Source organism: Blautia sp. 210820-DFI.6.14, assembly GCF_020558815.1.
Lineage (GTDB): Bacteria > Bacillota > Clostridia > Lachnospirales > Lachnospiraceae > Blautia_A > Blautia_A obeum.
Genome location: NZ_JAJCKS010000015.1, coordinates 30,883 through 42,823 on the forward strand (window position 1 = coordinate 30,883; position 11,941 = coordinate 42,823).

At 42.1% G+C, this 11,941-nt stretch carries 11 protein-coding genes and 1 riboswitch; all 11 genes read left to right on the plus strand.

The window, feature by feature from the left end:
* The first annotated feature begins 14 nt into the window (after nucleotides 1–14).
* The 11 genes from LI112_RS11465 (at nucleotide 15) to LI112_RS11515 (ending at nucleotide 11,939) form a co-directional block, all read left to right on the plus strand.
* On the plus strand, nucleotides 15–1,685 hold the full coding sequence (locus tag LI112_RS11465; protein WP_227190756.1) for a putative manganese-dependent inorganic diphosphatase: 1,671 nt from the start codon (nucleotides 15–17) through the stop codon (nucleotides 1,683–1,685).
* A gap of 15 nt (nucleotides 1,686–1,700) precedes the next feature.
* Nucleotides 1,701–2,306 (plus strand): flavin reductase family protein, encoded by a 606-nt coding sequence (locus LI112_RS11470; RefSeq protein WP_005423903.1) that lies wholly within the window; start codon nucleotides 1,701–1,703, stop codon nucleotides 2,304–2,306.
* An 82-nt stretch (nucleotides 2,307–2,388) separates the two neighbouring features.
* Nucleotides 2,389–2,889 carry a shikimate kinase gene (locus LI112_RS11475; protein ID WP_005423905.1) on the plus strand — a complete coding sequence of 167 codons (501 nt, stop codon included), beginning with the start codon at nucleotides 2,389–2,391 and terminating at the stop codon, nucleotides 2,887–2,889.
* A 185-nt stretch (nucleotides 2,890–3,074) separates the two neighbouring features.
* On the plus strand, nucleotides 3,075–4,367 hold the full coding sequence (locus LI112_RS11480; RefSeq protein ID WP_005423907.1) for a UDP-N-acetylglucosamine 1-carboxyvinyltransferase: 1,293 nt from the start codon (nucleotides 3,075–3,077) through the stop codon (nucleotides 4,365–4,367).
* 92 nt (nucleotides 4,368–4,459) lie between these two features.
* Nucleotides 4,460–4,562: riboswitch (SAM riboswitch) on the plus strand.
* Between the two features lie 135 nt (nucleotides 4,563–4,697).
* Nucleotides 4,698–5,882, plus strand: coding sequence for a methionine adenosyltransferase (gene metK, locus LI112_RS11485; protein ID WP_055056464.1), 1,185 nt, complete (start codon nucleotides 4,698–4,700; stop codon nucleotides 5,880–5,882).
* A 176-nt stretch (nucleotides 5,883–6,058) separates the two neighbouring features.
* Nucleotides 6,059–7,216 carry a cell wall metabolism sensor histidine kinase WalK gene (locus LI112_RS11490; protein WP_173904562.1) on the plus strand — a complete coding sequence of 386 codons (1,158 nt, stop codon included), beginning with the start codon at nucleotides 6,059–6,061 and terminating at the stop codon, nucleotides 7,214–7,216.
* A complete protein-coding gene (locus LI112_RS11495; protein ID WP_055056462.1) occupies nucleotides 7,213–7,902 on the plus strand; it encodes a response regulator transcription factor in 690 nt (229 codons plus the stop codon). The genes LI112_RS11490 and LI112_RS11495 overlap by 4 nt, the downstream gene beginning before the upstream one ends.
* 19 nt (nucleotides 7,903–7,921) lie before the next feature.
* Entirely contained in the window at nucleotides 7,922–9,409 is a 1,488-nt protein-coding gene (locus LI112_RS11500; RefSeq protein WP_227190757.1) for an aminotransferase class I/II-fold pyridoxal phosphate-dependent enzyme, read from the plus strand.
* Nucleotides 9,402–9,989: a guanylate kinase gene (locus LI112_RS11505; RefSeq protein WP_227190758.1), complete on the plus strand. Its 588-nt coding sequence runs from the start codon at nucleotides 9,402–9,404 to the stop codon at nucleotides 9,987–9,989. The genes LI112_RS11500 and LI112_RS11505 overlap by 8 nt, the downstream gene beginning before the upstream one ends.
* Nucleotides 9,990–10,087: 98 nt before the next feature.
* Nucleotides 10,088–11,077, plus strand: a complete 990-nt coding sequence (gene holB / locus LI112_RS11510) for a DNA polymerase III subunit delta' (RefSeq protein WP_022388860.1) — start codon at nucleotides 10,088–10,090, stop codon at nucleotides 11,075–11,077.
* 1 nt (nucleotide 11,078) lies between these two features.
* The gene (locus LI112_RS11515) at nucleotides 11,079–11,939 is read left to right on the plus strand and encodes a stage 0 sporulation family protein (protein ID WP_118198137.1); all 861 of its coding nucleotides are present in this window, start codon (nucleotides 11,079–11,081) and stop codon (nucleotides 11,937–11,939) included.
* Nucleotides 11,940–11,941 lie beyond the last annotated feature (2 nt).

An 11,941-nucleotide genomic window follows, 5' to 3' on the forward strand; every position in this document is an offset into this window, starting at 1 on the left:
AGGATTTTATTTTTATGAAAAATCAGGAAAAAATTTTTGTTATCGGACACAAAAATCCGGATACAGATTCCATCTGTTCTGCAATCGCCTATTGTGATATCAAAAACAGAACTACGCAGGAAAGCAGATATATTCCAAAACGTGCAGGACAGATCAATGAAGAAACAGAATACGTACTGAATCGTTTTGGAGTACAGCCACCAGGATACTTAAGCAATATCGGAACACAGGTAAAGGATATGGATATCCGCCTGAGTCCGGAAGCAAATAAGAGCATGTCACTGAAAAATGCATGGGATCTGATGCAGGAAAACAGCATCGTTTCTCTGCCGATTCGTGAAAAAGACGGCACATTGGAAGGCCTGATCACAATTGGTGATATTGCAAAAACATATATGGATACAACAGACAGTTATCTTCTTTCCAGAGCGAGAACGCAGTATCAGCGAATCGCTGAGACAATCGGAGGAAAAGTGATCGAAGGTAACGCACATGGATATTTTATCCAGGGCAAGATCATGGTTGGTACTGCCAATCCGGATAAAATGAAAGAATATGTTGAAGAAAATGATATGATCATCATGGGAAACCGTGAAGAAGATCACCTGCAGGCAATCGAGCAGAATGTAAGCTGCATCATTGTTGGACTTGGAATCGAAGTTACTGAAAGAGTTCTGAAACTGGCTCACGAAAAAGATATCGTCATTATTTCTTCTCCGTATGATACCTTTACGATCTCACGTCTGATCAATCAGAGTATTCCTGTTAAATATATCATGAAAACAGATAATCTGGTTACATTTAACACAGAAGATTTTACAGATGATATTCAGGAAGTAATGATCAAACATCGTCATCGTGCATTCCCGGTCATCAACAAAAAAGGCAAATGTATTGGTACGATTTCCAGACGTAATTTCCTGGACATGCACAGGAAAAAAGTGGTTCTGGTAGATCATAATGAAAAAGACCAGGCTGTAGATAATATTGATAAGGCTGATATCATGGAGATCATTGATCATCACAAACTGGGCACACTGCAGACAATGCAGCCGATCAGTTTCCGCAATCAGCCGGTTGGCTGTACAGGCACGATCATGTATCAGATGTATGGAGAACAGAAACTGGAGATTCCGCCTAAAATCGCCGGACTTCTCTGCGCTGCGATCATTTCTGATACACTGATGTTCCGTTCTCCGACCTGTACACTGCAGGACAAAATGGCTGCAGGTGCACTTGCACTTATTGCAGACATTTCCATTGAAGAATTTGCAAGAGAAATGTTTAAGGCAGGAAGCAATCTGAAAGACAAATCTCCGGAGGAAATCTTCTATCAGGATTACAAGAAGTTTATTGCAGAGGGAGATATCTGCTTCGGTGTAGGTCAGATCAGCTCCATGGATGCAGATGAACTGCGCGAGATCAAAGAGCGTCTGATTCCGTTTATGGTCAGCGAATGCGGACGTCACGGTGTATCAAGAGTATACTTTATGCTGACAGATATTATGGAGCAGTCTACAGAACTTCTGTTCTATGGCGAGGAAAGTGAGGAAATGGCTGTCAATGCATTTAAGATTGAACCTAAGGATGGAACGATTTATCTGAAAGGTGTCGTATCACGTAAGAAACAGCTGATTCCGCCACTTATGGAGGCCGCACAGATGATCGGCAGCGATTACGTATAAATCGGAGGAAAACAAATGGCAAAACAAACATGGAAACCAGGCAATATGATCTACCCGATCCCGGCAGTCATGGTGAGCGTTACAGATGGGAAAGGGCAGGATGATATTATAACGGTTGCATGGACCGGTACCATCTGTACCAATCCTCCGATGGCTTATATTTCAGTAAGACCGGAGCGTTTTTCCTATCACATGATAAAAGAAACCGGAGAATTCGTGATCAATCTGACAACAGAAGAACTTGCTGCAGCAACGGATTACTGTGGAGTCAGATCCGGACGTGATGTAGATAAATTCAAAGAGACTGGACTTACGAGAGAAAAGGCGGATATCGTAAAAGCACCGATGATAAAAGAGGCTCCGGTATCAATCGAATGCAGAGTAAAAGAAATCAGAGAGCTTGGTTCACATCATATGTTTCTGGCAGAGGTTGTTGCAGTTCATGCAGACGAACGTTATATGGACGAAAATAATCGTTTTGACCTGAACAAAGCCAGACCGCTGGTCTATTCTCATGGAGAATATCTTGGCACAGGAAAGAAGCTGGGAACTTTTGGATACAGTGTAAAAAAACGTAAAAAAACTGTTCCCCCAAAAACGAAAAAGACCGCCAAGCCTTGATTTAAAAGAGATTGCAGAATACTGCTGTTTATGGTAAAATATTCTTTAAGCAATTCATAAGAGACAGGAGAAAAGAAATTTTATGAATAATATAACGTTGATAGGAATGCCGGGAGCAGGAAAAAGTACAATAGGGGTTGTACTGGCGAAGGTATTGGGCTATCAGTTCCTTGATTCCGATCTTCTGATTCAGAAACAGGAAAAGAGACGCCTGTCCGAAATCATAGAAGAAGAAGGATATAAAGGATTTAAAGATGTTGAGAATCGTGTCAATGCATCAATAGAGGCAGAGAATACGGTCATTGCAACAGGTGGAAGCGTTGTTTACTGCGAAGAAGCCATGGAACATCTGAAATCCATAGGAACCGTTGTGTATTTGAAATTGTCTTTAAATGCTCTTTCAAAGCGACTCGGAAATCTGAAGGGCAGAGGCGTTTTGCTGAGAGAAGGACAGACCCTTACGAATCTGTATGAAGAAAGAACTCCATTGTACGAAAAGTACGCAGATATTGTGATAGATGAAGAGGGGAAAGATCTGGAAGCAAGTCTGGAGATTCTTTTGAAAACACTGAAAGAAAAGTAAGAGTAACCATTGAAAAGCAGGGGAGCAGAAGCGTACAGAGGAAATTTTTATTTACAAATGTGAAATTTGTGTTATAATACGAAACTGAGCTTTTTAACAAAGTATTAAAAGTTTTTAAAAGTCTGATAATAAATTTCTGATATTTGCTTCGGCTTACGGAGTGAAAATAATTATAGAGGTGCTTTATGGAACAGTATGTAATTAAAGGCGGCAACCCGTTAGTGGGAGAAGTAGAAATTGGTGGCGCCAAAAATGCTGCACTTGCAATTCTTTCTGCAGCAATTATGACGGATGAAACAATCCTTATCGAGAACCTGCCTGATGTAAGAGACATTAATGTTTTATTGGAAGCAATCGCCGGTATTGGCGCACAGGTAGAGCGAATTGACAGATCTACAGTAAAAATCAATGGTTCTACGATCAACGACATCAGCGTTGATTATGAATATATTAAAAAAATCCGTGCATCCTATTATCTTCTGGGTGCATTACTTGGTAAATACAAACATGCAGAAGTACCGCTTCCTGGCGGATGCAACATCGGAAGTCGTCCGATAGACCAGCATCTCAAAGGATTCCGTGCACTTGGTGCATCTGTGAATATTCTTCACGGTGCGATCGTTGCCGAGACAGAGAATCTTCACGGAAGTCATATCTTCCTGGATGTAGTTTCTGTAGGAGCTACGATCAATATCATGATGGCAGCATCTATGGCGTCAGGACGTACGATCATTGAGAATGCAGCAAGAGAGCCGCATGTCGTTGATGTTGCGAACTTCCTGAACAGCATGGGCGCCAACATCAAAGGTGCAGGTACAGATGTTATCCGTATCAAAGGTGTTGAGAAACTTCACCGTACTGAATATTCCATCATCCCGGATCAGATTGAAGCCGGAACATTTATGTTCGCAGCTGCAGCAACTGGTGGTGATGTTACCGTTAAGAATGTTATCCCAAAACATCTGGAAGCAACTACAGCCAAACTGGAAGAAATCGGCTGTGAGGTTGAAGAATTTGATGATGCTGTACGTGTACGTGCAGGCAAGAGACTTCACCGCACACATGTGAAGACACTTCCTTATCCGGGATATCCGACAGATATGCAGCCGCAGATCGCAGTAACTCTGGCACTTGCAGAAGGAACCAGTATTGTTACGGAGAGTATTTTTGAAAACCGTTTCAAATATGCGGACGAGCTTTCCAGAATGGGAGCATGCATTAAAGTCGAAGGTAATTCAGCAATCATCGACGGTGTCAAGAAACTGACAGGCGCAAGAGTAAGTGCACCGGATCTCCGTGCAGGAGCAGCACTTGTCATTGCAGGTCTGGCAGCAGACGGAATCACTGTTGTTGATGATATCGTTTATATCCAGCGTGGATATGAGAATTTCGAAGAGAAACTGAGAAGTCTCGGTGCTGAGATTGAGAAAGTTTCCAGCGAGAAAGAAATCCAGAAATTCCGTCTTCGCGTAGGATGATAAAAATTGTCACTTCTTATACTTGACAATTATATAAAATGAGTATATTGTATGTACTGCAATATCAACTAAGAATAACTAAATAAAACGGCCTTTTATTCAGAGTGGTGGAGATACAAAGGATCTGAGAAGCCACGGCAACCCCTTTATGTATGAGGAAGGTGCCAACCTGAGCGAGACATCGAACAATAAGAGGATTGAAATAAATTTCAAGACAGTCCTGTTGTTGGGGCTGTCTTATTTGTTGTTGATTGCAGAATTACGAGAATTGCAGAGCAATGGAGTAATTCGTAGAACATTTAACTGATTATTTACAGAAAGAGGTTAACAATGGAGAAAGAAAAAATTTTATTTACTTCTGAATCAGTAACAGAAGGCCATCCGGACAAAATGTGCGATGCCATTTCTGATGCGATTCTTGACGCAATCATGAAAGAAGACCCGATGGGACGTGTTGCATGCGAGACAGCAACAACAACAGGTCTTGTACTTGTAATGGGTGAGATCACAACAAGTGCTTATGTTGACATCCAGAAAATCGTAAGAGATACCGTAAGAGAAATCGGCTATACACGTGGAAAATACGGTTTTGATGCAGAAACATGTGCAGTTATCACAGCAATCGATGAGCAGTCCACAGACATCGCAATGGGAGTTGATAAAGCTCTGGAAGCAAAAATGGGTGAAGACGAGATCGATGCGATCGGTGCCGGAGACCAGGGTATGATGTTTGGATATGCTTCCAATGAAACAGAAGAATATATGCCATATCCGATCAACATGGCACACAAACTTGCACGTCAGCTGACAAAAGTCCGCAAAGATGGAACTCTGCCATATTTAAGACCAGACGGAAAAACACAGGTAACTGTTGAATATAACGAAGAAGGAAAACCGATCCGTATCGATGCAGTTGTATGCTCTACACAGCATGATCCGGAAGTTACACAGGAACAGATTCATGAAGATATCAAAAAATATGTGTTCGATGAAATCATTCCTGCTGATATGGTTGATGACGAGACAAAATATTTCATCAATCCTACAGGACGTTTTGTAATCGGTGGACCTCATGGTGACAGTGGACTTACAGGTCGTAAGATCATCGTTGATACTTACGGTGGAGCAGGACGTCACGGCGGCGGTGCTTTCTCCGGTAAAGACTGCACAAAAGTTGACCGTTCCGCAGCTTATGCAGCACGTTATGTTGCAAAGAATATTGTTGCAGCAGGACTGGCTGACAAATGTGAAATCCAGCTTTCTTATGCAATCGGTGTAGCAAAACCTACTTCCATCAATGTGAACACATTCGGAACAGGCAAACTTTCCGATACAAAACTAGTTGAGATCATTCGTGACAACTTCGATCTTCGTCCGGCAGGAATCATCCGTATGCTTGACCTGAGAAGACCAATCTACAAACAGACTGCTGCTTACGGACATTTCGGACGTACAGATGTAGATCTTCCATGGGAAAAACTGGACAAAGTCGAAAATCTTAAGAAATATCTGTAAAATAAACAACGGTTTTCAAAACTACCGTTTTTTCATGGATTTTATAGAAAATTTAGAGATAAGAATATAGTGATATGATATAATGAACGCATATATAGCGAAGAATAACTTCGATATTGTGCGTTCATTTTTTGCTTAAGAAGCAATTATAAGTTTTACAGAAACGAGGGAATTTCATGAAACTGAAAAACAGAATCATTGTGGGATTCATGATGGTAATATTGGTACCGCTTCTTTTATTTGCTGCTGCCCTGTTTGGAATCAGTGAGACACAGCACAGGAATGCAGCCAACAATGAATCTGCACAGGAAACATCCTATGATATTACAATTTCCGATACGGGAAGCAGTCAGGCAAGAATCCAGATCATGACGAAGGATCTTTTTTTTACTGCTTTTATCATTCTTATATTCACAGGCGTTTCTGTGGGGTTGTGGATCTACAGAAGTGTGGCGGCACCGCTGGTCAAACTGCGAAAGGCGACGCAGAATATCAAGGAAGGAAATCTGGATTTTGTTCTGGATGTCGAGGGAACAGATGAATTTTCGGAGCTTTGCCGGGATTTCGAAGAGATGCGCCGCAGACTGAAAGAATCAGCAGAAGAAAAAATCGCCATGGATAAGGAAAATAAAGAATTGATCAGCAATATTTCCCATGACCTCAAGACTCCGATCACAGCGGTGAAGGGATATGTAGAAGGAATCATGGATGGTGTGGCAGATACACCGGAGAAGATGGATCGCTATGTCAGGACGATTTACAATAAGACCAATGAGATGGATCATCTGATCAATGAGCTGACGTTCTATTCTAAAATTGATACGAACCGTATCCCATATACATTCAGTAAGCTGAATGTAGAAGATTATTTCTCTGACTGCGCAGAAGAAGTGGGACTGGAGCTGGAAACAAGAGGTATCCAGCTCTGCTATGCAAATTATGTAGATAAAGATGTGCTTGTAATTGCGGATGGCGAACAGATACGAAGAGTGATTCATAATATCATCAGCAATGCCATTAAATATATGGATAAGCAGAATGGAATGAAGGGCATCATACAGATCAGAGTAAAAGATGTCGGAGATTTCGTACAGGTTGAGATTGAGGATAATGGCAAGGGAATTGCATCCAAAGATCTGCCGTATATTTTTGACCGTTTCTACAGGACGGATGTTTCACGTAATTCATCCAAGGGAGGAAGCGGAATCGGTCTTTCTATCGTTCGTAAGATTCTGGAGGATCATGGTGGCAAAGTGTGGGCAACCAGTCGGGAAGGAATCGGAACGATCATGTACTTTGTTTTGAGAAAATATCAGGAGGTACCTATGAAATGAGTAAAATACTGATCATCGAAGATGAAGAAGCAATTGCAGATCTGGAGAAGGATTATCTGGAACTTTCCGGATTTGAAGTAGAGATAGCAAACAGAGGAGATGTGGGCCTTGAAAAAGCACTCAATGAAGATTATGATCTGATTATACTGGATCTGATGCTTCCGGAAGTAGATGGGTTTGATATATGCCGTCAGGTACGTCAGGAGAAAAATATCCCGATCATTATGGTATCTGCAAAGAAAGATGATATTGATAAGATCCGTGGACTCGGTCTTGGCGCGGATGATTATATGACCAAGCCATTCAGTCCGAGTGAACTGGTGGCCAGAGTAAAAGCACATATGGAGCGATACAACAGACTGGTAGGTTCCAGTGTGGTAAAGAATGATATTATTGAAATCCGTGGCATCAAGATAGACAAGACAGCGAGACGTATCTGGGTAAATGGAGAAGAAAAAACATTTACGACCAAGGAATTTGATCTCCTTACTTTTCTGGCAGAGAACCCGAACCGCGTATTTACAAAAGCAGAGCTGTTCCGCCAGATCTGGGATATGGAGTCTGTAGGAGATATTGCAACTGTCACGGTTCATATCAAGAAGATCCGTGAAAAAATCGAATTCAATACAGCGAAGCCTCAGTATATAGAGACTATATGGGGAGTAGGTTATCGCTTCAAGGTATAACAGACATGGAGAATCTTTAATGGAGAGATTATACAGAAAATTAGAAGAATACAGCCGCTCTGATTACTATCCGTTCCACATGCCGGGGCACAAAAGAAATCCCGCATCTGTCAGAGGGGAGTTCCCTCTTGAAAGAGATATCACTGAGATAGAAGGCTTTGATAATCTCCATCATCCGGAAGACCTTCTTCTGGAGGCACAACAGAATGTGGCGAAACTATATGGGACCAGAGAGAGCTTTTACAGTGTTAATGGAAGTACCGCAGCACTTCTTGCGGCAATCTCAGCGGCGGTTCCGAGGAATGGCCAGATCCTTGTTGCAAGAAACTGTCACAAAGCAGTGTATCATGCCATCTATCTGAGAAATTTGAAACCTGCCTATATTTATCCACAGATGGACAGTGAGTGGTGGATAAACGGCGGAATTTTTCCGGACAAAGTGGAAAGATGTCTGGCTGAGAATCCGGAGATACAGGCGGTACTGATCACTTCACCTACGTATGACGGTGTTGTCTCAGATGTAAAAGAGATTGCAGAGATCACACATAAATATGGAGTGCCGCTGATCGTAGATGAAGCACATGGAGCACATTTCCATTTTTCAAATTATTTTCCGACTTCGGCAGCAGAACTTGGAGCAGATCTCGTGATCCAGAGTTTTCACAAGACACTGCCGGCTATGACCCAGACTGCCGTACTTCATAACTGCAGCGACCGCGTTGACAGCAGGCTGCTCCGCAGATTTATGGGAATCTATCAGACCAGCAGCCCGTCGTATATTCTGATGGCAAGTATCGATGCCTGTATGGATACGATGGCAGCAGAAGGAAACCAGATGTTCCGTGATTTCACCAGAATACTGGAACAGACAAGAAAGAGACTTTCCGTGTGCAAATATATCCGCCTGGTAGATCCGGTCAAAGGAAAGAATGGAGTCTTCGATTATGACCGTTCCAAACTGGTCTTTTCTACCAGAGCTTCTTTACTGTCAGGAAGTGACCTGTATCATATCCTTCTTGACCGCTACCATATTCAGATGGAAATGGAGTCCGAAAATTATGCGCTCGCTATTGCAGCAGTAGGAGACCGTGAAGAAGGTTTTGAGCGATTGTGTCAGGCAATCGAAGAACTGGATCAGGAACAGGCAGATCTGATAAAAGCAGGAATACCGGCAGAAGAAAATAAAAAACTGGACACCAGATCCATGCATTTTGTGCTGACGCAGATGATGTCTATGGCAGATGCCATGGAAGCACCGACAGAAAAATGTCCGCTGGAAGAAAGCATCGGCAGAATTTCAGCAGAATTTGCTTATCTGTATCCACCGGGAATTCCACTGATCACTCCGGGAGAACAGATTACTGGACAATTTATCCGTAATATGAGAATATACATGGATAAGGGGTTATATCTGCAGGGACTGGAAGACTATACAAATAAGACGATCCTTGTGGTAGAACAACAGCCCCAGAGTACAAAGGAGCAAGACGAAGAAATTCATGGGTAAGATTTTTTATATTATGGGTAAAAGTGCCTCTGGAAAAGATAAAATCTATTCCAGACTGGCCGGTAATAAAGAACTGAATCTGAAAAAACTGATCCTGTATACAACAAGACCGGTACGTGACGGAGAAAAAGATGGTGTACAGTATTACTTTACAGACAATCAGAAATTAAAAGAGTTTGAAGAGGCGGGAAAGGTTATTGAATCCCGTGCTTATAATACTGTTTATGGTGTCTGGACGTATTTTACGGCAGATGACGGACAGATTGACCTTAAGAACGGAAATTATCTTGGAATCGGTACGTTAGAGTCTTTTCAGAAGATGAAGAATTACTATGGAAAAGATTCAGTTATTCCGATATACATTGAAGTAGAGAACGGAGAACGTCTGATCCGTGCAATCCGAAGAGAGCAGGAACAGGAAACACCAAAGTATAAAGAACTTTGCAGACGTTTTCTTGCGGATGAGGAGGATTTTTCCGAAGAGAAAATAAAGGAAGCAGAAATACAGAAGCGATTTGTTAATGATGATTTGGATTTATGTGTCAAAAATATTATAAATTATGTAAATTCCATGTCATAGTTAAAAATAGTTTTGAATGGCTAATAAAGTATGATATAATGACACTATAGCGAACAAAGATTCGTATATGAAACTATAAACAAGAGAGGTGATTCTGAATGGTCAGTTTCAATAATATTATCGGACACGAGGAAATTATCCGGCATCTCCAAAATGCCATGAAGACGGGAAAAGTTTCCCATTCATATATTTTTACAGGCAGACCCGGATCCGGCAAGAAGCTTCTTGCAACCACATATGCGATGACACTGCAGTGCGAAGCCGGTGGAACAGAGCCATGTCAGAAATGTGACTCCTGTAAAAAGGCACTGGGCAAGAATCATCCGGACATCATTATGGTCAATCATGAGAAACCTGGTACGATCTCTATTGATGAGATCCGGGAACAGGTGATTCACGATGTTGCGATTAAGCCATACAGCAGTCCGCACAAGGTTTACATTATTCCTGATGCGGAGATGATGACGGTACAGGCACAGAATGCCCTTCTCAAAACAATAGAAGAACCACCGGAATATGCAGTGATCATGCTGCTGACCAGCAATGTGGATGCACTTCTGCCGACAATCCAGTCCAGATGTGTGCGTCTGGATCTGAAGGTGGTTGATGACAGCCTTGTTAAGAAATACCTGATGGAACGGCTTCATGTGCCGGATTATCAGGCAGAGATAGATGCTTCCTTTGCACAGGGAAGTATTGGCAGAGCCAAAGAAGCTGCTACATCAGAAGAGTTTTCCAGAATGACGGAGAAAGCCCTGAAGATTCTCAAGTATGTAAATACGATGGAAGTATATGAATTGTCCGATGAGATCAAGGCACTTTCTGATGAAAAGCAGAATATCAGTGATTATCTGGATATTTTCCAGTTCTGGTTCAGGGATGTTCTTATGTTTAAGGCAACTCAGGAGGTTGACAACCTGGTATTTAAACAAGAAATCAATTATATAAAGGAACAGGCGAGCCAGCGTTCCTATGAGAACCTGGAAAAGATTCTGGAAGCACTGGAAAAAACAAAAGTAAGGCTTCGTGCAAACGTTAATTTTGAACTTGCACTTGAACTTCTGTTCCTGACGATCAGGGAGAGATAGAATGACAAAAATTGTTGGTATAAGATTCAGAAATGTCGGAAAGATTTATTATTTTGATCCGAAAAACTATAAAATGAAGATCGGTGATCATGTGATCGTAGAGACTGCCCGCGGTGTGGAGTTCGGACGAGTTGTACTCGGACCGAAAGAAGTGGGTGAGGATGAGGTGGTCCATCCGCTGAAAGAAGTCCTTCGCGTTGCCACACAGGCAGATGAGGACAGGGAGAAACAGAACCGCCTGAAAGAAAAAGATGCATTTAAAATCTGCCAGAAAAAAATCCGCGAACATGGTCTGGAAATGAAACTGATCGATGCGGAGTATACATTTGACAATAACAAAGTGTTGTTCTATTTTACAGCAGATGGAAGAATTGATTTCCGTCAGCTGGTCAAGGACCTGGCAGCTATCTTTAAGACAAGAATCGAACTTCGCCAGATCGGAGTAAGAGATGAGACTAAGATTCTTGGGGGAATCGGCATCTGCGGCAGACAGCTTTGCTGTCACACCTATCTTTCCGAGTTTGCACCTGTGTCTATCAAGATGGCAAAAGAGCAGAATCTGTCACTGAACCAGACCAAGATTTCCGGTGTCTGCGGCAGATTGATGTGTTGTCTCAAGAATGAGCAGGAAACCTACGAAGCACTGAACAAGAGCCTTCCAGGAACCGGAGATACGGTTACTCTTCCGGATGGATTACAGGGAATTGTACACAGTGTAAATGTTCTCAGACAGAGAGTCAAAGTAATCGTGGAAGTCAATGATGAAAAGGAGATTCAGGAATATCCGGTAGGAGAACTGAAATTCCGGTCACGCAAGAAAAAAGCAAAGAACACTGACAAAGAAACAAGGGACATTGAGTAAAA